The sequence below is a fragment of the Arenibacter algicola genome, assembly GCF_000733925.1.
GTDB lineage: Bacteria > Bacteroidota > Bacteroidia > Flavobacteriales > Flavobacteriaceae > Arenibacter > Arenibacter algicola.
Genome location: NZ_JPOO01000003.1, coordinates 1,684,809 through 1,710,705 on the forward strand (window position 1 = coordinate 1,684,809; position 25,897 = coordinate 1,710,705).

Genomic DNA, 25,897 nt, shown 5'->3' on the forward strand with positions numbered 1-25,897 from the left:
ACGATGAAGAAAAAAATTAATATATGTCTTATTCTATTATTAACACTGAGCTTTTCATGTTCTGATAGTTTGGAAGAAGTTAATATAGACCCGAACACTTTCCCATCTGCTGGAGACCCACAAGTTTTAAGCGCCGCAATTGCCTATATGGGATATATTGTTGATCATGATTTGAATTACGAAGAATCCATGCTTTGGAGCCAATACTATACATGGGGAATTGGAGTTTCAATTGGAAATGAAGAACGTTATGTATCTGCAGGTGGTGATTTTAATGGCTACTGGCAACGTGCCTATGCCAATTGCCTTACCGATTTAAACTATATTACCAAAAATAGTAGTTCCGCAGCATATAGAGGCATTGCTAATGTATTGAAGGCCTATCTATTTCAAGGTTTGGTGGATCATTTTGGAGATATTCCATTTACTGAAGCCATTTCTGGTGCCATTGAGGACGGCTCAATATTAACACCAAATTCAGATTCTGCTGAGGCAATTATATACCCTGGACTGGTTACTATGTTAGATGAGGCTCTAGGTGATTTAGCACTAGCAGAAGATGGTACAGTTGATGAAGACGACTTTATCTATCAAGGTGATACGGACAAATGGATAAAATTTGCCAATTCATTAAAATTAAGAATTTTAATGAGAACTTCCGAAGTTAGTGCACAGGGTTCTGCCGTACAATCCCTTATTAGCAACGGTACTTTTATAGAGTCCGTTGATGATATGCCTTTCATTCCCTTTTCTGGAAATACTGGTGATCAAAACCCAATGTTTGCTAGAGCAGAATTTGGTGTAGGAATGTTTTACTTTGCTAGTAATGCTTCGTTAAACCTACTTGAATCACTTAACGATCCTAGAGCTGAGGTATTATATACCAAGGCCACTACTGGGACATTTGCAGGAAACTTGCGCGGGATAGATCAGGGAACCATAGATGACGAGCCTTTCACGGCACCAGCGTCTGATTATAGTATGGCTTCTGAATATGCTTATTCCTCAACAAATCCTGCTATCTTAATGAGCCCATGGGAAGTTTGGTTTTTAAGAGCGGAGGCCGATGTACGATATAATACAAGCGATGATGCCGAAACAGCATTCTCCACCGCTATTGAATTGAACTTTGACTACATGGAAGTTGCTGACGCTGCTACATATATAAGCTCATTAAATTTTGCCGGAGCAACTACTTTAGACGACAAACTTGATCTGATTGGTATACAAAAATGGATATCTTTAAATGGAACCCAAGAGGATGAGGGATGGATTGAAACTAGAAGATTTGATAGGCCTGCCAGTAGGATTTTTACGGATGGAATTTTCCAAACTCCTCCATTATCTGTTTTACCAAGTGGAACATTTCCTTCCGCATGGTTATACCCTGAATCTGAAAGAAGTTTAAATCCAAATGCATTGCCACAAAGACAACTTACAGATGCCATATTTTGGGATAATTAAAAAAATAAAAAGATGAAAAAATATAAATTAATATTATGTACGTTTTCAATCCTAGGATTGATGTTAACAAGTTGTGACCCTAGTGTAGATGCACCAGGTTCATCCGACGTTTCAGCAGTTACCTACCTACCTACGATTACCTTGGAAGGGGGTGATGTTACTTTGGATTGTGACGCAAGCTCCTACTCAGATCCAGGAGCCGTAGCTTCCGCCGGAGGAGTAGAAATTGATTTAGAAACCAAAGTAAGCGGGAAATATTTTGGAGCTTCTTCAGTAGTTGATGGTCCTGATGTTTATCAGGTCTCCTATAGCGCCTTTAATACCGACGAGATCCCTGCCACTGAATTTAGGACAGTTTTATACCCTGAATGCAATGGTGATCTTATAACCAGTATAGCTGGGATGTATACAGCTTCTGTTTCACGAAATGGAAGTTCTCCCGCCGGTTACCAAGATAATGGTCCGTTCATTATTAGGGACTTGGGAGATGATAGATATGCTATTTCTGATGCACAAGGTGGTTGGTACGAATATGGAAGAGCCATTGGTGTAGCTTATGCCACACCAGGCATGGTTCTAAAAGCCAATAATATTGCAACAAATGATTTCACTAGTGAAGGGCCGGTTGCTACTAATACATTTGGTGGATCAAATACTTTCACTAGTTTAACGGTAGATCCGGTTACTAAAACCCTTGTACTTACAGTAGAGTGGGATTTTGGCTATACATTTAAAACAGTCTTTACCCAAACTGATATTTATTTTAATTAAAAACTTGAAGAAAATGAAATATAATATAATATTAAACAAACTAAGCTACTTGTTTCTAAGTTTTGCTTTGATAGCTTCATTTGTATCTTGTGATCAAGTTGAATCAGTGCCTGATGAGAACGATATCCTTATTAGTGAAATAACTGGAACATGGGTTGTAGATATGCTATATGACGGTGATCCAGCTGGTACAAATACTATCAGTATTTATAACACCTCGGCTAATGGTACTGAGTTTATGTGGTTGGATGATCAAGAGCACAGTTGGGGTTTAAAAGCAAAAGTGCCTTTAAATCTTGGTGCATTGACATTTGGCGGTACTGATTTAGAGGAACTTTATTACGATGTAACAGTAACCATTACTGACGGTGTAATTGTAAAAGGAGGTGCTACAACACCAAGTGGTGATGTTGTAGACAGCATTTCTTTTAAGGCTGAATTTTCGGATATTCCAGGTGAAATTTGGGAATATTCCGGTTATAAGAGCACGGCTAAAATTAACGATTTGCCTTAACTCTTTAAGTCCAAATAATTACTATAAACCACCCGTAATCGGGTGGTTTTTTATTTACCTTTACCCCATGAAGAATACAGAACAGATTTATGGCATCAGAGCCGTAATTGAAGCCATAAAATCCAATGAACCCATAGACAAGGTTTTTATACAAAAAGGCCTTAAAGGCGACCTGTCCAAAGATATGGAGACGCTGATCCGCAAAAACGGCATTAGCTCTTCCTATGTACCCATTGAAAAATTAAACAGACTTACAAAAAGTAACCATCAGGGCGTAGTGGCCAACATATCGCCTATTACCTTTCTGACCGTTGAAGAATTGGTTGAAAAAACATTGGAGACCAGGACAACTCCCCTTTTCCTACTATTGGACCAACTTTCGGATGTGCGCAACTTTGGAGCCATCATAAGAACGGCCGAATGTACCGGAGTAGACGGAATCATAATTCAGAAAAAAGGAGCTGCCCCGGTTACTGCAGATACTATTAAAACCTCTGCAGGAGCCGCCTTTCGTGTACCTATTGCCAAGATAGACCACATAAAGGATGCCGTATTCTATTTGCAGGCTTCTGGAATAAAGGTTATTGCCGCAACCGAAAAAACGGAAAACACCATATATGAGGTTTCCTTTAAGGAACCTTGCGCTATTATCATGGGATCTGAAGATGTAGGTATCTCCCCATCCATTCTAAAGGCGGCGGACCATATGGCGAAGCTTCCCCTATTGGGTGAAATTGGTTCGCTAAATGTTTCGGTGGCTTGTGGAGTTTTCCTTTATGAAGCAGTAAGGCAGCGACAGGAATTGTAGAAATAACCAACCGTGTCAAAAGCTTTCTAGTTATTCCAGATTTGAAAAAATCTGAACTTTAAAAATGTTCAATTTCTTTCTTGGACGGAAATTCTCTGCTTTGTCTAATGATCTTCTTTCCCTTCTCCCGAATCTTTTTTGAAATGATATTTAATGATAATGTCATCCTCTTCTTGGACAGGAGGCTTGCTCTCAATAAAATTCCCGTGTTCATCAAAATGTTTTAGGAATTCATCGTCTTCCTCATTATAATCCTCCTTTTCCCAGTCATATTTTTTCAATATGGGCAGAGGGACCTTCATGGCAAATGCCAGAAACAGTCCAGTAACAAATCCGCCTAAATGGCCCTCCCAAGAAATACCGTCCTCAACCGGAAAAATATACCACAACAAACTCCCGTAGATAAAAACCACCATCAAGGACAGGGCAACCAAACGGTAATGTTTGGATATTATTCCTTTAAAAAAAATAAAACTCACCAATACATAAATCAAACCACTGGCGCCTATATGATAGGATGGCCTTCCAATTAGCCAGGTTATAATCCCCGACAACAGAATTCCCCAAAGCAATACTTTAATGGCTATATTCCTGTAGAAATAAGCGAGGGATGCCGTGAGAATGGCAATTGGAATGGTATTGTTATAGAGATGATCTACGGACGAATGTATGAACGGACTAAGGAAGATGCCTCTAAGTCCTTTTAAGGTCCTTGGATAAACTCCATAATCGTTAAAATTCACCTGAAACCTAATTTCAAACCAATATACGGTCCAGATAGAGAGCACCGCCAACATTGGAAATACGATTACTGAATTGGAAAATTTGAAATAATTACTCTCTGTCATATCCGAAATATAAAACTTAATTCAATAGACCTACTAATCCTCCTTAAAAACATAAAGTTACTTTTAGCTCCCCTCTCAAGAGGGGAACTTATTTGAGGCAGTATTTCAACCTTTATAAAATCAATGGACATTGGCATTTAACTAGAACATTGTAAAAACAAAAAATAACCAGTACCAAGACCTTACAACATCAACCCCATTTATCCATCACAAAATACATAAAGCCACATTCAGCTCCCCTCTTGAGAGGGGTCGGGGGTGTGTTCCTCGAAATTGGCAATATACCATTCTATAGTCCTTATCACATTGTCGGTATCTTTTAATACTTGTCCGTCGGAAAATCTAAATATATGGAGACCTAACATATTCATAACCCCTTCTTTCTTTACATCTTTATTGAAGACTTCTATAATTTGATGGGAATAGCCATCCACCTCAATGCCCAGCATCAATTCATGACAAAAAAAGTCTATTATATAATTATCTACTGGTTTTTGGCGATGAAAATCATACCCATACATCTGTTTCCCCTTAAGTTTTTGCCAAAGGATAATTTCGGCCTTGGTGGAATTGTTCCTAAGCTGCCTTGCCAACTCTTTAAGGTTTGGAGTATAAGATATAATCTTTCTCTTGTGCATTTGTCTTTGTTTTTTTACACACCCCTAGCCCCTCTCAAGAGGGGAACTTATTTGATGCAATATTTCAACCTTTTTAAAATCAATGGACAATGGCATTTAACTAGAACTTTGTAAAAACACCAAATAACCAATACCAAGACCTTACAAAATCAGCCCCATTTATCCATCACAAAATACATAAAGCCACATTCAGCTCCCCTCTCAAAAGGGAAACTTATTTGATGCCACTTTTCAACTTAATTAAAATCAATGGACATTGGCACTTAGTTAGAAGGTTGTGAAAACAAAAAATAACCAGTACCAAGACCTTACAACATCAACCCCATTTATCCATCACAAAATACATAAAGCCACATTCAGCTCCCCTCTTGAGAGGGGTCGGGGGTGTGTTCCTCGAAATTGGCAATATACCATTCTATAGTCCTTATCACATTGTCGGTATCTTTTAATACTTGTCCGTCGGAAAATCTAAATATATGGAGACCTAACATATTCATAACCCCTTCTTTCTTTACATCTTTATTGAAGACTTCTATAATTTGATGGGAATAGCCATCCACCTCAATGCCCAGCATCAATTCATGACAAAAAAAGTCTATTATATAATTATCTACTGGTTTTTGGCGATGAAAATCATACCCATACATCTGTTTCCCCTTAAGTTTTTGCCAAAGGATAATTTCGGCCTTGGTGGAATTGTTCCTAAGCTGCCTTGCCAACTCTTTAAGGTTTGGATTATAAGGTATAACCTTTCTCTTTTGCATTTGTCTTTGTTTTTTTACACACCCCTAGCCCCTCTCAAGAGGGGAACTTATTTGAGGCAATATATCAACCTTTTTAAAACCAATGGACAATGGCATTTAACTAGAACCTTGTAAAAACACCAAATAACCAATACCAAGACCTTACAAAACCAGCCCCATTTATCCATCACAAAATACATAAAGCCACATTCAGCTCCCCTCTCAAAAGGGAAACTTATTTGATGCCACTTTTCAACTTAATTAAAATCAATGGACAATGGCATTTAACTAGAACTTTGTAAAAACACCAAATAACCAATACCAAGACCTTACAAAATCAGCCCCATTTATCCATCACAAAATACATAAAGCTACTTTTAGCTCCCCTCTTGAGAGGGGTCGGGGGTGTGTTCCTCGAAATTGGCAATATACCATTCTATAGTCCTTATCACATTGTCGGTATCTTTTAACACTTGCTCGTCGGAAAATCTAAGTATATGGATACCTAACATATTAATAACCGCTTCTTTCTTTACATCTTTATTGAAGACTTCTATAATTTGATGGGAATAGCCATCCACCTAAATGCCGAGCATCAATTCATGACAAAAAAAGTCTATTATATAATTATCTATTGGTTTTTGGCGATGAAAATCATACCCATACATCTGTTTCCCCTTGAGTTTTTGCCAAAGGATAATTTCGGCCTTGGTGGAATTGTTCCTAAGCTGCCTTGCCAACTCTTTAAGGTTTGGATTATAAGGTATAATCTTTCTCTTTTGCATTTGTCTGTGTTTTTTTACACACCCCTAGCCCCTCTCAAATGGGGAACTTATTTGAGGCAGTATTTCAACCTTTTTAAAACCAATGGACATTGGCACTTAGTTAGAACGTTGTGAAAACAAAAAATAACCAGTACCAAGACCTTACAAAATCAACCCCATTTATCAATCACAAAATACATAAAGCCATATTCAGCTCCCCTCTCAAGAGGGGGGACTTATTCGATGCCATTTTTCTGCCCTTTTCGAATTCAATAGAAATACAAAATTTAATTCAATAGTCTGGCCAAGAATCCATTTTCGGATAAATTGTCATCCCCATAAATGTCTTATTTTTGTTCTATGAACGAGCCGTTAGCAGAAAGGGTACGCCCCAAAACCTTGGAGGATTATATAAGCCAAAATCATTTGGTGGGAGAAAATGGATCATTGACCCATCAAATAAAAAAAGGAATCCTGCCATCACTGATACTTTGGGGGCCTCCAGGTACTGGGAAAACCACTTTGGCCAATATTATTGCCCAAGAAAGTGGCCGCCCTTTTTATACCCTTAGTGCCATTAGCAGTGGTGTAAAAGATGTACGGGAAGTTATAGAAAAGGCGAAGCAAAGCGGAGGCCTGTTCACTACCAAGAATCCGATACTTTTTATTGATGAAATCCATCGATTTAGCAAATCGCAGCAGGATTCGTTATTAGGGGCCGTGGAAAAAGGATGGGTTACCCTAATAGGTGCCACCACGGAAAACCCCAGCTTCGAGGTAATTCCCGCGCTACTTTCCCGCTGTCAGGTTTATATTCTAAATCCCTTTGGAAAAGAAGATCTTGAAGCCATGCTCCACAGGGCAATGACAGAGGATAAGTACTTAAAAACCAAAAAAATAAAACTCAAGGAAACCGAAGCACTACTACGTCTGTCAGGGGGAGATGGAAGAAAATTGTTAAACATCTTCGAGCTTATCATCAATTCGGAAGAAACGGATACCGTTATTATTACAGATGAACTGGTTTTGAGTAAAATTCAGAAGAACACCGTTCTTTATGATAAAACCGGCGAGCAACATTACGACATAATCTCTGCCTTTATAAAATCGATAAGGGGAAGTGACCCCAATGCAGCGGTATATTGGTTGGCCAGGATGATAGAGGGAGGAGAGGATGTGAAATTTATCGCAAGGCGCCTACTTATTTTGGCTTCCGAAGACATTGGCAATGCCAACCCTACGGCCCTAGTAATGGCGAATACTACTTTTCAGGCCGTTACTACCATAGGATACCCCGAAGCTAGGATAATATTGAGTCAGTGCGTCATCTATTTGGCCACCTCACCAAAGAGCAATGCAAGTTATATGGCTATCAACAAGGCCCAGCAAACCGTAAAACAAACAGGGGACCTATCCGTACCCTTGGCATTGCGCAACGCCCCCACCAAACTAATGAAAGACCTGGGTTACGGGGAAGATTACAAATATGCCCACGACTATGAAAATAATTTTATAGCTGAAGAATTTATGCCCAAGGAAGTAGCCAGAACAAACTTTTACCGCCCTGGCAATAATCAACGGGAAAATGCCATAAAGGATTTCCTAAAAAAACGGTGGAAAGATAAATATAACCTCTAAAATTGGTTCAACCCCTGTTATGCCCTGGTTTATCCATAAAAGGTATTAAACCTCAGGGCAAGCCTGTCTGTCGACAAAGGCAGGCCCTGAACCCAATAATAGGAATCGACCCAAGGGTCGAGGTATTGAACCAAGATCCCGCCGAAAAAGGCGGGATTAGTTCAACTTGCAATTTTAAGTGCGTCTTTTTGACTTCTCAAAATTGAGTTTCACTAATAAATTATAAATTGTAATCCTTTGATATCCAATCCCTAAGGTCTCGACTGCGCTCGACCGGACAATACTATTTAATTATAAAATGACCCCCTCAAACTCACTCTAGAGGTTATTCGTTTCGCTGACTCCATTAACTATAGGGAAGAATCTTAGAATTTAATATTCAACTCTTGTCCCATTAATTTATCACCATCGTAGTATTCAAAGTACCATTTGTCTCCCTTTTTCAAAACCACACCACTATTTACATCCCCTTCGGCAATAAAGAAATTGGCCTGGGTGGTAGCGTACATCCTTAATGCTATTTTAGGGGTGCTATCTACCAATTGAAATCCGTTTGGAATAGCCTGCGCATATAATACCCCAGCCTGTTCTGTTTTGTAATCCACATTAGGCAATGCCATAGCAGGCTTATTTTCTGCTTTAGTAATATTGGACTGAACCGGTTCCATGCTTTTGTAGGACTGTTCCTCTAAGGTGGCTTTTTGTTCAACCACCGGGTTAGGCATATTTTGTTTTGGTGCTACACTGGCCTTCTCTTCAATTCTTTTAACATCATTCTTAAAGCTCACGGTAGCGGGTAAAGTATCGCCAGTAGGCTCAAATTTATATCCTAGGCCGGACAAGGACACAAAGCATTCCTTTATTGCCTCCGAAAAGGCCGATTTATAATCTTTTTCCTTGCTACTACCTTCTACCGTGGTGTAAACCACATTAGACTGACAATCCTTGAGCGTAAGGGTTACCTTAGTAGTAAACATGGATGAATCGTCCTTAAGGTTCAAAAGCAGACCAAGACATCTGTTCGCCAACAGATCCGCGGGCATATCATTGTCATAAACTGCCGTAAAGCCATTTTCGACAAGATTATATTTGATCATAGTACTTGTCTGATACTGATTTTCATTTTTAAAAGCTTCAAATTTGGTCGGAACTATAATGTACTTGTATTTGTTTAATTCGGCTTGTGACATGCCATAAAAGCCACACATTAAAATAAGCGGCAAAATAAAGTTTTTCATCATTTCAAATTTCATTGTTAGTGTTGATAATGTCGCCCGCTGCTCCTTGAATTTCATATTGTACAAAATAAAAAGGCAACTCCATCCTTTTGAGATCCATCCACGGGCGAAAATTAATAGACTTAAATAATAATTAGAGCAAAAACTAAACCAATACGGCTTTTTTACATTAAATACTTTGAAAAATATTCCCTAGAAAGGAGCATTTAAATATATTAAGGTTGGTTGCAATAGTTACAATATTATTTCTTCCCCCAAGATATAATATTTAATCCTAATTGAAAAGAGGAGTAATGACTATCCGCTAGGTTATTATAGGCCAATAGGTTATCTGCCATAACATAGATGTTTACGGGGCCCGCCTGTAGATTAAGTCCCAAACCAATATTGCTCCAGGAAAACTTATCTACGGTGTAGGTTGTTTTTAGTGCCAAAGCCCTTCCAAATCTTCGTAAATAAAAGGCGGTAAGCGCAGCTTGTGGCCCTCTCGGCCTGTTGATCACATACAATTGTCCGCCAACACCATTGGCGTATTTGGTATAATCCTTTCTTTTTGACACCATATAATTACAGTCGCAATCCATACTTTGATTAGTGGGCTCTCCCCAATTATAACGTAGGGAACCATACAGTTTGGTAGGTCTAAAATAAATATAGCTCTTATTATTGGTTCCGTGGGGAACCAAAGCATCTACCTCATCCACTAAATCTTGCCAAAAATCGTCATTGGAGTTCGAAAATGCATCCGGTAAAATAACTTCTATCCCCTCAACTGTGGCATTGCCCTTTATGGTATAATTTTTAACGTCGGTGGAACTATAAATAAACCCAAGGTCCAACAAACTTCCGGTTATTACGGTTTGCTTGTTAAGTTTATAAGTAAATCCCAGATCGATACCAAATCCCAAATCTCCACCAAAAAATAGTCTTCTGGTCAAAATTCCAGGTAATAGAGAACTATCATTGTCAATAGCATCCTCTATTTCATTTAGACCTGAGGACCTTAGTTCCAGGTCGGCATCAATGGTATTGGCCAAGAGGTTATTCTGCCCTTCATTGGTTACAAAATAGCCCTTGTTTTTGGTGGACGAAAAATTGAAGGCACTAGAATATATTTTTGCCCTTCCACCAAGGGTCAGGGCCCCATCAACTCTTTTGTTTATTCCGAAATGAAACACATTGAGCATCTCCCCACGTGTTTTTAAATGCCCGAGATCAAATTTTCTTCCCAATTGATCGGCGTTGCCTTCAAAGGCCAGGATAGCATAATCCTTAAACCAATAGCCTATAGCATCACCTTCGTTGTAAATCCCAAAAGAATAGAAATTATCCCTATTACGGCCGCGAAAACCTCCATTCAGCAACTCCACCTGATAAGTACCGCTAAGTTCGTCACGGGTGCTCATACCATATATGGCCCGCTCCCTGACCTTCACGTTAAAATCCACTCCGTCGTCCGCAAACAGATCGTTTACCGTAAGCCCACTACTACCGGCCTGAAATGAAATTCCCGATAATACGGGGATTCCGGCATACCATTGAAAGTCCGTTGACATTCCAGGATTGATCATTAACGCTTGGGGGATCTCAGTAAAATCGTACAGTATTTGCTTGTTCTGGGCAGTAACAAAAATACAGCCCAGTAACCAGGATAATAAGACGAGTTTAACTTGTCTCATTTTAAACGAAGTCTGAATTTTCCACTGGACCTAAAAATAATTTTTGGATCCGGGAGGTTGGAAACGCTACTATTATCTCCTAAATTAAGGACACTTACCTTTATACTTGAGGTATTTTTTATAATTTCTATGCTTCGTCCGGTACCAGTACCATAGGCCACCTGCAATTGCACAAGGGGCGTTGGCGCCGGATCTACATGAAAATATTGGGTATCCAGTGTATTCCCACCTTCATCCAAAAATTCAACCGTGGCCTCCATTTCCTTACTGGTGGTATTCTCTATTTCATAAAATATAAAGCCATCCAAAACTCGGTCCGAGAAGGCATCTTCACTAAAACCGTCAAAATTAAAATCTTGGGAATAAAAATCCTGTCCCTGAATTTCATTCAACAACCTTTCTGGCGATTCTATATACAATATACTCGCCTCTACCGTAGGAATAATTTCCAAATCATCATATTGATCGAAGTTTTGCCTTTCTATACAGGAATAGAGCGCAAGCATAATAATGGCGGGAAGTAAAATTCTATTTTTCATACCAAAACCTTCCAAGAACAACTACTGGTACCGTGTTGTTATAGTGTTACTCTAAATTATAACTCTATAAATAAGATTTTATTTCACTTAAATCGTGAATCATGTCGCAATATTCGTGCTTTGGTTCATTATTGGCGTTGAAATGAAGGGTATGAAGCCCTACCGACTTTGCTCCCAAAATATCTGCCTCCAAACTGTCACCGATCATCAAGGATTTCTGGGGCAGCACCTTGGCCTTTTCAAGTGCCAATCTAAAGATAATTGGGTTGGGCTTTTTAACACCGGCCATTTCTGAATTAATTATATGCTCAAAATAATTGTGAATATTGGAGCTGTGTAATTTTTTGTACTGTATTTCCTGAAAACCGTTAGTGATAATATGTAATTTATAATTCGGCTTCAAATAGTCCAAAACTTCTGTTGTATTGGGGAAAAGATGGTTGTATGATGACAAATACTCAATATATTGATCGGATAAAACATCAATTAATTCATTGGATATGGTATACCCTAGCCTATCAAAGGTAATTTTCAATCTTTGGAACCTCAATTCATTTTTGGTTATTTTCCCTTCCCGATAAAGCTTCCAAAATTCAAAATTTAAAGGGATATATACCTTTAAAAAATCGTTGAGCTCCACATTGACAGAGTTCTCCGAAAGAATTTTTTGAAAAGTCAGGGCGGAGTTTCTCTCAAAATCCCATAGGGTATGGTCCAAATCAAAAAAAACATCTGTAACAAGATTCTTAAACATTTACTCGTTTTAGGATACTACTATATAATTTCTTCCAATTCAATTTGCTTTCACCCCCAATCAATTCATTTGAAAAAACTGTTATGAACTTGCCGTTCACCTTTTTTGTTTCCAAATAAAGTCTCTCCACAGCGGAAAAGGCCTCCGTTCTATTTCTATATTTCAACAAGCCATAATCGTGCACCGCAAAAGGATGTATCTTAATGGGCTGCTGAACTTCCAAAGGGATATCATAAAAATAAAAAGGCGTACAGGTACCTGCCCTAAATCCAATTTCATGGGTGTATCCCATGGTATAGTCGTCCGTAAAACCAGCTTCGATCAAATTCCTATATGTTTCTGGAATGTCTACCCTGTTATAGCGCATACGGGAACTACCAACAGGCCTATTGATTACATTGGCCAGATTTTTTTTCTCCTCCTTGAGCAGGGCTATATCATTAAAGGAACTATAGGAACAGGACAAAGAAACCTTATCGTAGTCTGCTACAGATTTAATTAGGTGCTTAAATTTATTATTGTTGGGGGACACATTTTTGTCGTAAGTGGAATACTCCGCAAACTGGAAAAAAAACATGCCCTTTACCTTGTTGTTCTTGTGCAATTCTATTAGTTCGAAAAAATTGTCATAAGGATCCTTTTTCAAATTTACCCATACCGAAACCCTATCAAAAACCCTGCGGATCTTTAGGGAAGCCAAATCGAAAAGAAATCCAGACATACCACGGACAAATCCTCTATGGGCAAAACAATGGGAACTGGATACATCTATGATGGAGGTATAAGTATAATTTCTTGGTCTGTGTTTAAGATCCTTGAATTTTACCTTTAATGCAAACAATAGTTTTTGGGCCCAAATGTCTACCAACGGCTTTTCCAGAAAATCGTGCTGAAAGGCCAAACTGTCCTTGGGTGAAAATCTACCATGCATATCCTTTACGTGGGGCAAATACTCTTCGTACCTACTCAACATGTAAAAACTTGCAGAAAAAATATCGAAGGGCAGATTACTTCTGTCCCCGGTAGCAAAAAAACAAGGCGTACCATCCCAATCCGCCAAATATATCTGTATGTCGTTAATTCCCTGCTCAAACAACAGGTCGTTGCTCCGCACAAAGAATTCGTTCTGTAAAGGCTGTTTGGTGTATGTTATCTTTGGCCCGGTATGTTTAATAAAATCCTCAACTTTGGTAGTGTAGCTAACCTCTATTCCCAAAATAGTTGTAAATATATGCCGCATAATATAACTGAAGCGATGTGTAATTTTATGGGTATAGATGAGCAACATAATTATTTACTTAGTCCTTTAAAAAAGCCCTGCATTTTTGATTTTGGAAGTCTCTGACCAAAACCATAGATCGCAAGCTCCATTTTAAAGGATATTTTCATCTGCAAAACTAAAGTATTCTTTCTGTGTGATGATGATATGGTCCAAAACTTTTATATCCAAGGCCTCTGCAGCTACTTTTAGTTTTCTTGTAATCTGCTTATCGGCCTCACTAGGCCTTAAGGTACCTGAAGGATGGTTATGGGCCAAAATCAGTCCTACTGCACCCAACTCCAATGCCTGTTTTAAAACTAAGCGAACATCTACCAATGTCCCGGTAATCCCCCCCTTACTAAGTTGCCCAGCCTGAAGCACTGCGTTGGAATTATTCAGAAAAACTATCCAAAATTCCTCATGTGGCAGCTCGCCCATCTTAGGCTGTAAAAGTTCAAAGACATTTTTACTACTGCTGATTTTTGTTATTTTTTGAGCCTCTTCTCCCCTGCGTCTCCTCCCTATTTCCAGGGCAGCAGCGATAGAAACCGCCTTGGCCTCCCCAATTCCCTTAAATTGCATAAGCTGTTTAATGGACAATTTCCCCAGTTCGTTCAGATTGTTGTTTACCGAGGCCAATATGCGTTTCGAAAGCTCCACGGCACTTTCATTGCGACTACCCGAGCCTATTAGTATGGCTATCAATTCCGCATCGGAGAGGACGGATTTTCCTTTTTGCAACAATTTCTCACGAGGCTTATCATCATCGGACCAATGTTTAATAGAGAAAGAAGATGGTTGTTGTTGCATAACCTAAAGATAAGAATCTTATGGTTTTATCATAATCAGAAAATTAAATTTTAAAATGGCCGGCAACATAAACTCCTACATAAAAAAAGCCCATCCGCCATTCCGATAAAAAATGGCCTATGGGCTCCTATGATTTAGGTCTAATATTAAATTTTAGAATTCCCTATAAGGTGCATCCAAGAACTTATTGGCCTCTGGTTCCGAAAATCTAGCGGTGGCGTTATCCCAATGCAAGGTCTTATTTGGAAAGCGGCCTGCAATAACCCCCAACAATATAGTTTCTGTTAGTCGTGCCGAATATTCAAAGGGAGCTGTAGTTTCGGCTTTGCCCAAACAGGCGTCCACAAACTGATGATAGTGCTTGTCCCCTTCGGAATCATAGTCCCTAACCGGCTCGCCTATGGCATCCTGATCCTTGATTATTGACAAATCCAGCTCCTGATATTCGCCATCTATAATAAGTCTGGGCAACTCCATAAAATGCGGCAATAAAAGTCTCCCTTTTTCACCTACAAACATAGCCCCTTGCCCAGGTAGTTTCTCATTGTTGGGCAATTTCAAGTCTTTATGCTTCTCAGGAGCCCCTTTGCCGTCGTACCAGATCCACTTCAAGGTATCGGCCGTATATTCGGTTCCGGGAAAGGTATAGGTAACGGTGTTCTTTTCAGGGAATCCGAATCCTGTTGGTTTTCTACATTGGTTCTTTATAGTCATGGGGACGTCCAATTTAAGGGCGTTGTAAGGGGTGTCAAAAATATGTACGCCCATATCTCCCAATGTACCACAGCCGTAGTCCAATAATTTTCTCCAATTGGCCGGATGGTAATATCCCTCCTTATAAGGTCTTTCGGCAGAAGTCCCCAACCACAGGTTCCAATCCAAATTCTCAGGTACCGGATCTGATCCTTCCGGCTCCGGACCATCAAAGCCCCAGTTCTTGGGAGACCAAGCCCTAACCGTGCTAACCTTCCCTATAATTCCTGATTGGATCAATAAAGTAGCCAATTTGTAATCGTAGAAAGAATGTACCTGAATTCCCATTTGGGTGACCAAGTTTTTTTCCTTTGCCATCTTGCGCATCGCTCTGGCTTCCACTACGTGATGGGTAAGGGGTTTTTGACAATATACCGGTTTTCCGATCTCCATGGCCATCATGGAAGCAGGAGCATGGGTATGATCCGGGGTCGAGACTATTACCGCATCTATATCGTTCTTCATTTCTTTGAGCATCACCCTATAATCCTTGTAGACTACAGCGTTGGGGTGCAATTTTTTGGCCCCTTCCAATGCCTTGGAATCTACATCGCAAAGTGCAACTACATCCACCAATTCATGTGAGGATATGGACTTAAGGTCGGCCCCTCCCATATTACTAACACCTATATGGGCCGTTCTTAAGCGTCCATTTTTGGACAAGGCCCAAACAGAGGTTGGCAGTAGTGCCGTTAAACCCAAGGCAGCGGTACTTTTTAGAAAGTCTCTTTTTTTCATAAGTAAGTTTTTTATTGTTTTTATTATCGGTCAAACCAAACCAACAGAATTAATTTCTAAAGTTTTCTAATTTTTATATTTCTGAACCAAATGGGACTTGAATGATCCTGAAATCCGATATATCCAGACTTGAACTTGCCATAATATTCCTCATCCTTCCATTTTCCGGAATTCTTTCTTTCATACCAATCCTCGGACCATGGAACAAAAGATAGTACTCTTTTCCCGTTGAGCCAGTGCTCCACCTGCTCTGGCGTAAATACTATTTTAGAAGAATTCCACTCTCCAACAGGATTCAATATTTTTTGTTCCGGATCGGCCACATGCATGGCATAATCCGAGGCTGTTTGCTGTAAGGGTTGGAGTGCTGCTGGATTTTCGGTATGCCCAAGGCTCAGGTTATAGGCCGTTAGATCATGGATTTTTGCATAGTTTTCATCATCGATCAACTGGTATTCAGGAGAAATATTTGGTGGCCCGGCATTAGGTATACCTTCCTTTAGGTGATAAAAAATGCCACTATTGCCTCCTTCCGGCAATTTCCATTCCACATAGAACTCAAAATTATCAAACTCTTCCAAACCATAGATAATATCCTTTCCCCCGGTATAATCCTGTTCTAGTCCCAATTCGGTATCAAACGTCAATACGCTGTCCTTCACGACCCAGCCTGGAGGCAATGATTCCCCGTTGTAAGCTCTCCATCCGTTGGTTGTTACTCCATCGAACAAGTATATCCAATTTTCGCTTTCTGCCGCAGTTTCAGCTTTAGCTTCAGCTTCGGGTTTGTTATCAGTTTTGGTTTTGCAGGAAGATAGTACCAATGCAAAGGAAAAAAAGGCAATTAGCAGTTTCATGTATTTACTTTTTTTGTAGTATTTATAAAAACATGAAGATAAAAAAAAATCGCAAGAGACCTAAGGTAGTGAAGTGTAATTTAAACGGATTTCAACTCCCGTAACAAATTCTCCATATTCAATGGCTTTGTAAACATTATCAAGGATCCGTCCGGCCCATAGGTCCATAGGCTTTTTGGGCGGTCCCAGTATAGTTCCACTCCGTTTTTGTCAGGGTCGTCCAGATAAATGGCTTCCGAAACACCATGGTCACTTGCCCCCGTTAACGGATATTCTGCCTTAAGTAAACGCAGATATATGTTGGCAAGATCTTTTCTAGTGGGATATACTATTGCCGTATGGAAAAGACCTACACTATTGGTAGGCGCGGGAGACAGGCCTTTACTATGCCATGTATTTAAACCAATATGATGGTGGTATCCCCCAGCGGAAATAAAGGCGGCCTGATTTCCGTACATTGTGGTCACTTCAAAGCCCAATAGATTACAATAAAAATCCAAAGATCGTTCCAGGTCTGCAACCTTTAAATGTACGTGTCCAATTCGGGCCTGTGCAGGAATAGTATAGTCATTTTCCATTTTCGGAGTGATTTTTACGCAATCATCAATCTCTAATTACCAACTTAAAAATTTGTGCATCAACTACCCTTGACATCATCAATACTTATAAATTCTTGCCGCATAAGTGTTGGAACTGTCAATGCGATAAATATTCATGGGATAATCGCCGGAAGGCTTAAGAATGGGCATTTCTACAGTCTTTTTCTTTGAAGAAATGTTATTGGACTTCTGATTGTCCATCACACTACCAAGCCGATCTTTATAATTGAAGTCAAAAACAATAGAATCCTTTGACCCATTCCCCTTTCTTTTAAATGCATTGGCCTCATGCAGGCTCCAATCCTTTACCAATGCATCGTTATCTACAGAAGGCATAGGGTTTTGCTGGGCATTTAAACTATTGCCCATTAAAAACAATACTGCACAAAAAAAAGTGAAATGTTTCATTTTATATTTTTTTTGTGGGCACAACATCAATGCAATTTTTTAAAACTCCTCGCAATGAATACCCTTTTCAATTTGTTTCCTTAAGGCGGTTACAATAGTTTCCAATTCCTCTGGTGCCTTGCCATACTCAAAGGTAACCTTGTATTTCTTGCCGGAAAAATTTTCAACCTCCAACCACTCGGCTCCTCCATCTGCGCAATCCGGACATCCCACGACTTCTGGCAACGAAAAAAATTCTTTTAAATCTACTGCTTTTTTAATAGAGTCCCAACTCAATCGGGTCAAGTTTTCTTTACAATCAATAGCTTCTACCTGATTATTCCAACCTGAACGGGAATAAATTACCGTGTCCGACTTTAGCAACATATCAATCTTACAATAGCCAACACACATTCCAAAGGAAGTGCCATAACCTATCTGCTTTATATCTGAAGGATTCACCTCATTTTTTTCACAAGAAAGCATTAGGCCGGTCATCAACAAAAGAATTATACCCTTTTTCATTGGTTAGTTGTTTAAAAATGAAGCTTCACCCAAAGTATCCCCTTTAGAGACTTTTAGCTAATTAAAATACTGATGTTAAGATGTTTATAATGCTATTTGGTTGCGTAGTCTATTTTTATATTTAAGCAAGGGCAGTACCATCTACACCCCCAATAAGAATTGATATAACCTCTTCCAAGGTGTCCAATACCCCAGGATTGGTGCAGTTGATCATAATGGAAAAAACCATATCCTGCTCCGGATATACATAAAATACAGCATAGCCCCCTACCCCATTGCCCACATGGCCATAATATCTCCTGCCCATCTTATCCTGGGTAACCTGCCATCCAAGCCCGTAGTAGGTTGGAGTGCCATTAATGACCCCAGAGGTTAGAAATTGGGATTGAGTTTTATTATCCCTAAACTTGGAATCCAAATAAACCTGCCCAAAACGGGCAATATCAGAGGCCGTGGATAAATAGCCCCCTCCTGCCAATTTGTACGCATTGTTAACCGGAATAGCCTTCCTGAAACCCAATCTGCCCTTAGAATAAAATGTGGTGCAGTTTGGAGGAAGATCCCCCGGGACTTCCGGGAAGGTATTTTTTAAACCATAAGGTTTTAATATTTTTTCCTGAACATATTCCGCAAAGGGCATACCACTTACCTCCTGCATTGCCAAAGAAATTAGTACCCAGTCAAAACTGGTATACTGAAATCCGTTTCCAGGTTCAAAAAGAAGGTCGTCATTCTGGAATAGGGCAAGCGACTCCTTTATCCCCAAAGGCTTGTTTAGGCCATATTCCCCACCGCGGTAGCCTCTGATTCCCGCAGTATGTCCTGCCAATTGTCTAAGTGTAAAATCGAACTCCTTTTTGGGAAAGTACGGAACATACCTATAAATGGAAGCGTCCAAATCCAATTGTCCTTCCTCCACCATAGTGGCCAATGCGGCCGCTGCAATGGGCTTGGACACACTGGCAATCCTAAAGATGGTATTTTGGGGATCTATGGTAGTTTGCTGTTCCAAATCTGTAAACCCATAGCCTTTCTCAAAGAACACCTCATTGTTTTTGAGCACGGTAATGGCAAGGCCTGGAACCCGCTGGTCATCTATAAGCTTTTGCAAAATTTGATCCGCCCGGATCTTGCCCAATAATTCCTTGTCTCCACCAATTACCCTTTGGGAAGCGAAAAAATTCTTTAAATATTTTAGAATGGGATTCATGGGGTTGCTATGGATTAATATTAAGGCTTTCCTGTTCGGAGCCTTACTTGGAGATCTCTTCTGCCAACTCTTGGGAATTAACTACGGTAACAGCAAAACCTGCAATTTCATATCAAAAACACTACCTTCTCACTCGCTAAAAATAAGTTCTCCTTTATACAATTGCTCAACCTCCACAACGGCCGGTCTATTAAAACTGACCACATCTCCAGTACCCCGCAAAGTGCCTTTAAGGGATTCCTGCGGACTTAAGCGCATATCATTAGAACCCCTATGGTTAAAGCTAATGTTATCCGCCATTAGGGCCTCGGCCTCCAAACGGGAGTCCCCTGAGGCAAAAACAATACTGAAATTAAGGGTTTGGCCCCTTAAATTATAGTACGAAATTCCATTGGAAACAATAGCCAAACTTTGGGTGTCCAACTCTAAATTGAATTCCCCACTGGTGTACCCGGCATCCGGGTCATTAAAACTCTCGGAAATTAGGGTTAAACTACGATAGGCCAATACACCATCACTCAGGACATCGAGCCCCGTACTGCTCCTAATCTCGGTAATATTGGGAGCGGTAACATAAACCTTGGTAAGTCCGTATTTTCTTGTAAAATTACAATCATTGGTATCGCGCAGCAATAGGCGGTTATCCAAAACCTCCACCTCAACTTCGTTCCTTAAATATTCCCCTGTTTCCACTTCTACCTTTAAGGGACTTCCCTGCCGTAGCGTCAATTGCACATTCTCATAGACCGTAATTGCAGTAAAATTAGGTACTTCCACGACTTCCCTGCTAATATCCCCAGCATTTTGAAAGCAATCTGGCGCATTCTCGCTATTGCAATTCACAAGCACCAACAGTATTGCCAAGAGCAGGCCAATTCTAGCACCGTTTGTCGCAGCGCTCCTCCACCCCAATCTTACCTTCAAAATAAAATAGTTCATCATATTATATCATTTGAGCAGCATATCTGTTCAATTAATAAACTCTAAAGCCTAACTCCAACCCCGAATTCCACAGCTTCCGCTTTTGCACCATGCGATTTTAAACTTATCGCCCCATAGACCTTATCCGAAAAATATCGCTTCAAGCCAATTCTATTATAAACCTTTCCTTCAAAATCGAAAGGATAGTACACATAGTAACCCAACTGGGCAATAACCGACATTTTATTAATAAACAATTCATGGCCCAAAAACACGCCAACACGTTTATAATCATCATCCGGTTGTACCCCATATTCAGGAAAGGCTACCGACTGATAGCGTATAAGTTCCTTTAAAAAGTTGGAAAAATACACATCCGTACCCAGCTGCAGGGCACTTCTTCTAGTAAAGCGCTTGTCTACATAGGCAGAAAAAATATAAAAAGCATATTGGCCAGAATCCACTACATCACTCTCATTTATACCGGACCTAAAGGCCAGATTAAGTTTAATAGGCTCTGAAACCTTCAATTTTTCGGTTCTAATATATTCCTCTTCCCGGCCACCATCCAGATCATAGGTCAAGCCAACATTGAGGGCCATGGTATTGGTAGAGGTGTTGGGTGCGGTAACATTGGCATTGGAGTAATGTATTAGGGATATCCCGGCCTTGAGCCCCAAGCCTTTGAACAAATTTTCCTTGTGATAGTTCAACATCAAATAGGTTGAACTCAAAAAATGGGAACCATAAGCGTTGTTCCTAAAATTTTCGTTCTTATCAAAAGGGTTGGTGTTATAGGCAATGCCCTGCCCCAACCTAAACTGGAGGTTTCTTCTAAAAAAATAGAAATTGTAATGGGCATATAGGCCATAATTCTCCCCCAAAGTACTGTTATTCATATTCTGATAAACGAACGAAAAGCCCGTATCCGGATAATTGTAGAGTTGCTGCCATTCCTCATCCCCATAAGTCTTCCTATTGTATCCCAGGATAATACCACCGGGATGATTGGTGATCAAATGTGAAATATCAGTATTGTGCAAGAGCACCGAACCATAGTATTGACTAACATCCAAAGTGTACCTCTTGGTTTCTTTCGGATTTTGTGAAAAGCAAAAAGCTGTCGACAGACAGCCTATAAGAAATAGCCTTAGGTTCATGGGGAGCAAATGTAATGAAAAATTAAAAATAGGTTTTCTAAAAATTGACAATGCTGGCTACACTTCCCAAGTACCCAGGAAAATTAATTCTGCAATAATGGGCCAGAGGCCTTTTTAGAAAAGCTCTTTGGCAATAGCCTCAATATTATCGGATTTGCCCATGGAATAATAATGCAATACGGGCACCCCTGCCGCCTTCAGCTCCTTGGATTGCTGAATGGCCCACTCTATACCTACCTGACGTACGTCCGCATTAGTGGAACAATCGTCCACCGCATCTATCAAGTCCTGTGGCAGGTCTATTTTAAAGACCTGTGGCAATAATTGCAAATGCCGCTTAACCGCAATGGGCTTAATCCCGGGAATAATTGGCACATTTATTCCCATTTTCTTCGCAGCCTCTACAAACTCGAAAAACTTCTGATTATCAAAAAACATTTGTGTCACCACATAATCGGCCCCAGCTTCTACCTTTTCCTGTAACCTTTTCAAATCCGTAATCAAGGATGGTGCCTCTAAGTGCTTTTCCGGATACCCAGCAACGCCGATACAAAAATCGGCACTATGGATCGTCTCTACCTTGTCATGTAAATAATTACCGTGATTTAAGGCGTGGATCTGTTTCACCAGTTCAGAAGCATAGGCATGTCCGCCCTTGGTAGGATTAAAATACTGTTCTTCTTTACGTGCATCCCCACGTAGGGCCATCACATTTTGGATACCCAAATATTGACAATCCACCAACACATATTCGGTCTCTTCTTTGGTAAATCCCCCACAAAGCACGTGTGGTACGGTATCAACTCCGTATTTGTGCTGTATAGAGGCACAAATACCCACAGTTCCGGGTCTCATACGGGTCAATCTTTTATCCAACAAACCATCCCTATCTATGTAAACGTACTCCTCCCGAGAAGTGGTTACGTCAATGAAAGGTGGTTTAAACTCCATTAAGGGGTCAATATTATCGTATAATTCCTGAATACTTCTTCCTTTGACCGGTGGTATAATCTCGAAGGAGAACAATGTCTTCCCCTCTGCTTTTTTTATGTGTTCCGTTACTTTCATAATTTCTCCCTCTATCCTCTTATTTATTCTTTAGAAAAGGCACATTAGCTATTATTTTATTTAGCTTCCTACAAATGGGCTATTCCTAATTCTTATTTTCGATTCTATTTTATTATGGCAGCCCACAAACACTCCTTTCTGTCGGTTTGTGGCCGGGCTATCCACTTAATTTTTTTATTCCAAAGTCATAAAAAAGATATCGTTCCTATCCCTGCTGCAAGGAATATCCAACTTCAACCCAACTTTACCTATTCTTTCTTCTTCTTTCGAGGCCAAGACCTACAAGGTTTTGGAAACCTTGCAGGTCTAACTTTGCCAGCATTGAGCATTGGACACCAATCTCCTTCTCTTCGAGACCTACAAGGTTAAAAAAAACCTTGCAGGACAAAACAACAACCTTGCAGGTCTAACTTTGCCGGCATTGGGCACCTATCTCCTTCTCTTCGATACCTACAAGGTTAAAAAAAAACCTTGCAGGCCCCTAATCATCGGCTATATTGGGTGCCAACCATCGGGTTGCCTCTTCCAAGGACATCCCTTTCCTTGCTGCAAAGTCGGCCACTTGGTCTTCCTTTATTTTACCTACCCCAAAATACCGAGCCTCTGGGTTGCCAAAATAATAACCACTTACACTGGCTGCAGGCCACATGGCCAAACTATCTGTCAATTCCACCCCAATCTTTTCCTTCACTTCCATCAATTCCCACAACGTTAACTTTTCCAAGTGGTCCGGACAGGCAGGATAACCTGGCGCAGGCCTAATACCAACGTAGGATTCCTTGATCAGCTCCTCATTGCTAAGTCCTTCATCAGCGGCGTAACCCCAATGGTCGATCCTTACCTCCTTGTGCAAATACTCTGCAAACGCCTCGGCAAATCGGTCTGCGAGTGCCTTGACCATTATACTGTTATAATCATCCAAATTTTTGCGGTAACCATCTGCCAGTTCATCTGTTCCAAAGCCTGTGGACACACAAAAACAACCAATATAATCCTGCAGACCACTTTCTTTGGGGGCAATAAAATCAGACAGTGCAAAATTAGGTTTCCCCACATATTTTTTAGCCTGTTGACGCAAAGTCCTGAAAATATATTCTTCCCCGTTATGGGTAAGGGCTATATCATCATCATTAATCGTATTGGCGGGAAACAGTCCAAAAATAGCCTTTGCCTTAAATAGCTTACCGTCCAAAATCTTCTTCATCATTGCCTTGGCATCTGCAAAAAGCTCGGTTGCCTGTTTACCAACTATCTCATCTTCCAAAATATCCGGATACTTGCCATGCAGTTCCCAACTTCTAAAGAAAGGGGACCAATCTATATAAGGCACCAATTCCCTTAAATCAAAATCCTCGATCATTTGGATGCCCAAAGTCTTGGGCTCCACGATTTCGGCCTTTGTCCAATCCAACTGATATTTATTTTTCCTAGCCTCCTCCAAGGTTAAATACTCCTTGTGCTTGCCCCTATTCAGGAATTTTTGCCTAAAATCGGCATAGTCCAATTTAATATTTTCCTTATACTTATTGGACGATTCCTTTTGCAGAAGGTCGCCCACCACTGTAACCGCCCTTGAAGCATCATTTACGTGCACCACTGCACTCTTATACTGAGGGTCAATTTTAACCGCCGTATGTGCCTTACTGGTGGTAGCACCCCCGATTAGCAAGGGAACGGTAAAATTTTGTCGCTGCATTTCCTTGGCCAAAAAGACCATCTCATCCAGGGATGGGGTTATAAGACCGCTCAACCCTATAATATCCACTTTCTCTTCTTTGGCAGCATTAATAATCTTCTCTGGGGGAACCATTACCCCCAAATCTACTATCTCGTAGTTATTACAGGCAAGGACCACACTTACAATATTTTTTCCTATATCGTGCACATCCCCTTTTACGGTAGCCATGAGTATTTTTCCCGCAGACGAGCTGCTTCCTTCAGGAAGTGGATTCTTAAGTTTTTCCTCTTCAATGAAAGGCAATAGATAGGCAACGGCCTTTTTCATGACCCGGGCCGATTTTACCACCTGGGGTAAGAACATCTTACCACTTTGAAAAAGATCCCCTACCACGTTCATTCCGGTCATCAAATGCCCTTCGATCACTTCTATAGGTGCTTTAACACTTAAACGGGCCGCTTCTACATCCTCTACAATATATTGATCTATTCCCTTGACCAAGGCACGGGTAATCCTATTTTGTAAGGGTTCTTCCCTCCAGGAAAGATCTATCTTATTTTCCTTCTCCTTACCAATTACGGTTTCTGCAAAATCCAATAATCGCTCCGTGGCGTCTTCCCTTCGGTTGAGGATTACATCCTCTACATGCTCCAAAAGGTCCTTGGGAATATCATCATAGACCTCCAACATACTTGGGTTTACAATTCCCATATTCATACCCGCCTTTATAGCATGATACAAAAATACGGAGTGCATTGCCTCCCTTACGGGATTATTCCCCCTAAAGCTAAAGGACACATTACTTACCCCTCCACTAACACTACAAAAAGGCAAATTTTCCTTTACCCATGCGGTGGCCTTTATAAAGTCGAGCGCGTTTAACTTATGCTCGTCCATTCCAGTGGCCACGGGGAAAATATTTAGATCAAAGATTATATCCTCTGGCGGGAACCCAACCTTATTCACCAAAATATCATAAGAGCGTTTGGATATTTCCAAGCGCCTTTCATAATTATCGGCCTGCCCTACCTCATCAAAGGCCATTACAATAACCGCAGCCCCGTAACGCCTAATTAATTTGGCGTGCTTAATAAACTCTTCCTCCCCTTCCTTGAGACTTATGGAATTCACCACACATTTTCCTTGCACTACCTGTAGACCTGCTTCTATGATCTCCCATTTAGAGCTATCTATCATGATAGGGACCCGGGCAATATCCGGTTCGGCCACAATAAGGTTCAAGAACTTTACCATAACCTCTTTGCCATCAATAAGACCATCGTCCATATTAACGTCAATGATCTGAGCCCCACCTTCTACCTGTTCGCGAGCTATATCCAATGCCTCTTCAAACTTCTCCTCCTTGATGAGTCGAAGAAATTTTTTGGAACCAGCCACATTGGTACGCTCCCCTACATTTACAAAATTGCTTTCTGGGGTAATCACCAAAGGTTCCAAACCGGAGAGTTTTAAAAACCGTTTTGTACTATGTTGTTCCTTATCCGTTGTATTGCTCATTATTTTTATATTGA

The 25,897-nt window shown here is 40.3% G+C and carries 24 protein-coding genes and 1 pseudogene; 5 read left to right on the plus strand and 20 right to left on the minus strand.

Features of this window, described 5'->3' with window-relative positions:
* The first annotated feature begins 3 nt into the window (after positions 1–3).
* The 4 genes from U735_RS0117795 to rlmB all read left to right on the plus strand — a co-directional run bounded on the left by U735_RS0117795 (position 4) and on the right by rlmB (position 3,557).
* Positions 4–1,464, plus strand: a complete 1,461-nt coding sequence (locus tag U735_RS0117795; protein WP_031445121.1) for a SusD/RagB family nutrient-binding outer membrane lipoprotein — start codon at positions 4–6, stop codon at positions 1,462–1,464.
* A 60-nt stretch (positions 1,465–1,524) separates the two neighbouring features.
* Positions 1,525–2,235: a hypothetical protein gene (locus U735_RS0117800; protein ID WP_146032782.1), complete on the plus strand. Its 711-nt coding sequence runs from the start codon at positions 1,525–1,527 to the stop codon at positions 2,233–2,235.
* Positions 2,236–2,248: 13 nt separating this feature from the next.
* Entirely contained in the window at positions 2,249–2,749 is a 501-nt protein-coding gene (locus U735_RS0117805) for a lipid-binding protein (RefSeq protein ID WP_031445123.1), read from the plus strand.
* A 67-nt stretch (positions 2,750–2,816) separates the two neighbouring features.
* Positions 2,817–3,557, plus strand: coding sequence for a 23S rRNA (guanosine(2251)-2'-O)-methyltransferase RlmB (gene rlmB / locus U735_RS0117810; protein ID WP_031445124.1), 741 nt, complete (start codon positions 2,817–2,819; stop codon positions 3,555–3,557).
* A gap of 104 nt (positions 3,558–3,661) precedes the next feature.
* Here the strand turns inward: rlmB and U735_RS0117815 are convergent, their stop codons facing one another.
* From U735_RS0117815 to U735_RS24695, 4 genes and pseudogenes are all read right to left on the minus strand, one after another.
* Entirely contained in the window at positions 3,662–4,405 is a 744-nt protein-coding gene (locus tag U735_RS0117815) for a rhomboid family intramembrane serine protease (protein WP_031445125.1), read from the minus strand.
* A 230-nt stretch (positions 4,406–4,635) separates the two neighbouring features.
* On the minus strand, positions 4,636–5,043 hold the full coding sequence (locus tag U735_RS0117820) for an endonuclease domain-containing protein (RefSeq protein WP_031445126.1): 408 nt from the start codon (positions 5,041–5,043) through the stop codon (positions 4,636–4,638).
* A 356-nt stretch (positions 5,044–5,399) separates the two neighbouring features.
* Positions 5,400–5,807 carry an endonuclease domain-containing protein gene (locus U735_RS0117825; RefSeq protein WP_031445127.1) on the minus strand — a complete coding sequence of 136 codons (408 nt, stop codon included), beginning with the start codon at positions 5,805–5,807 and terminating at the stop codon, positions 5,400–5,402.
* Between the two features lie 356 nt (positions 5,808–6,163).
* Positions 6,164–6,571: pseudogene (locus U735_RS24695) on the minus strand (endonuclease domain-containing protein).
* A 339-nt stretch (positions 6,572–6,910) separates the two neighbouring features.
* Here U735_RS24695 and U735_RS0117835 point away from each other — a divergent pair.
* Complete coding sequence (locus tag U735_RS0117835) at positions 6,911–8,188, plus strand: replication-associated recombination protein A (RefSeq protein ID WP_031445128.1); 1,278 nt, start codon at positions 6,911–6,913, stop codon at positions 8,186–8,188.
* A 365-nt stretch (positions 8,189–8,553) separates the two neighbouring features.
* On the opposite strand, the gene U735_RS0117840 is transcribed toward U735_RS0117835, so the two are convergent.
* The 16 genes from U735_RS0117840 to metH all read right to left on the minus strand — a co-directional run bounded on the left by U735_RS0117840 (position 8,554) and on the right by metH (position 25,883).
* Positions 8,554–9,483 carry a hypothetical protein gene (locus tag U735_RS0117840; protein ID WP_146032783.1) on the minus strand — a complete coding sequence of 310 codons (930 nt, stop codon included), beginning with the start codon at positions 9,481–9,483 and terminating at the stop codon, positions 8,554–8,556.
* Positions 9,484–9,668: 185 nt separating this feature from the next.
* Complete coding sequence (locus tag U735_RS0117850; RefSeq protein WP_031445130.1) at positions 9,669–11,105, minus strand: DUF5723 family protein; 1,437 nt, start codon at positions 11,103–11,105, stop codon at positions 9,669–9,671.
* Entirely contained in the window at positions 11,102–11,644 is a 543-nt protein-coding gene (locus U735_RS0117855; protein ID WP_031445131.1) for a hypothetical protein, read from the minus strand. The genes U735_RS0117850 and U735_RS0117855 overlap by 4 nt, the downstream gene beginning before the upstream one ends.
* 64 nt (positions 11,645–11,708) lie before the next feature.
* A complete protein-coding gene (locus tag U735_RS0117860) occupies positions 11,709–12,398 on the minus strand; it encodes a YjjG family noncanonical pyrimidine nucleotidase (RefSeq protein ID WP_031445132.1) in 690 nt (229 codons plus the stop codon).
* A complete protein-coding gene (locus tag U735_RS0117865) occupies positions 12,391–13,686 on the minus strand; it encodes a polysaccharide deacetylase family protein (RefSeq protein ID WP_031445133.1) in 1,296 nt (431 codons plus the stop codon). Before U735_RS0117865 ends, U735_RS0117860 begins: the two co-directional genes overlap by 8 nt.
* 84 nt (positions 13,687–13,770) lie before the next feature.
* The gene (gene radC, locus U735_RS0117875) at positions 13,771–14,469 is read right to left on the minus strand and encodes a RadC family protein (RefSeq protein WP_031445134.1); all 699 of its coding nucleotides are present in this window, start codon (positions 14,467–14,469) and stop codon (positions 13,771–13,773) included.
* Positions 14,470–14,622: 153 nt separating this feature from the next.
* The gene (locus U735_RS0117880; RefSeq protein WP_031445135.1) at positions 14,623–15,960 is read right to left on the minus strand and encodes a Gfo/Idh/MocA family protein; all 1,338 of its coding nucleotides are present in this window, start codon (positions 15,958–15,960) and stop codon (positions 14,623–14,625) included.
* A 56-nt stretch (positions 15,961–16,016) separates the two neighbouring features.
* Entirely contained in the window at positions 16,017–16,817 is an 801-nt protein-coding gene (locus U735_RS0117885; protein ID WP_031445136.1) for a 3-keto-disaccharide hydrolase, read from the minus strand.
* Positions 16,818–16,897: 80 nt separating this feature from the next.
* Positions 16,898–17,395 (minus strand): VOC family protein, encoded by a 498-nt coding sequence (locus tag U735_RS0117890; protein WP_031445137.1) that lies wholly within the window; start codon positions 17,393–17,395, stop codon positions 16,898–16,900.
* 78 nt (positions 17,396–17,473) lie between these two features.
* Entirely contained in the window at positions 17,474–17,824 is a 351-nt protein-coding gene (locus U735_RS0117895; RefSeq protein ID WP_146032784.1) for a hypothetical protein, read from the minus strand.
* Between the two features lie 39 nt (positions 17,825–17,863).
* Complete coding sequence (locus tag U735_RS0117900; protein ID WP_031445139.1) at positions 17,864–18,328, minus strand: hypothetical protein; 465 nt, start codon at positions 18,326–18,328, stop codon at positions 17,864–17,866.
* A 121-nt stretch (positions 18,329–18,449) separates the two neighbouring features.
* Complete coding sequence (locus tag U735_RS0117905; RefSeq protein WP_031445140.1) at positions 18,450–19,538, minus strand: serine hydrolase domain-containing protein; 1,089 nt, start codon at positions 19,536–19,538, stop codon at positions 18,450–18,452.
* A gap of 129 nt (positions 19,539–19,667) precedes the next feature.
* Positions 19,668–20,480 (minus strand): head GIN domain-containing protein, encoded by an 813-nt coding sequence (locus U735_RS0117910; RefSeq protein ID WP_232233284.1) that lies wholly within the window; start codon positions 20,478–20,480, stop codon positions 19,668–19,670.
* Between the two features lie 41 nt (positions 20,481–20,521).
* Positions 20,522–21,619 (minus strand): acyloxyacyl hydrolase, encoded by a 1,098-nt coding sequence (locus U735_RS0117915; RefSeq protein WP_031445142.1) that lies wholly within the window; start codon positions 21,617–21,619, stop codon positions 20,522–20,524.
* Between the two features lie 114 nt (positions 21,620–21,733).
* Positions 21,734–22,687: a methylenetetrahydrofolate reductase [NAD(P)H] gene (gene metF, locus U735_RS0117925; RefSeq protein ID WP_031445143.1), complete on the minus strand. Its 954-nt coding sequence runs from the start codon at positions 22,685–22,687 to the stop codon at positions 21,734–21,736.
* A 481-nt stretch (positions 22,688–23,168) separates the two neighbouring features.
* Positions 23,169–25,883 (minus strand): methionine synthase, encoded by a 2,715-nt coding sequence (gene metH / locus U735_RS0117935; protein WP_083260516.1) that lies wholly within the window; start codon positions 25,881–25,883, stop codon positions 23,169–23,171.
* Positions 25,884–25,897: the final 14 nt, after the last annotated feature.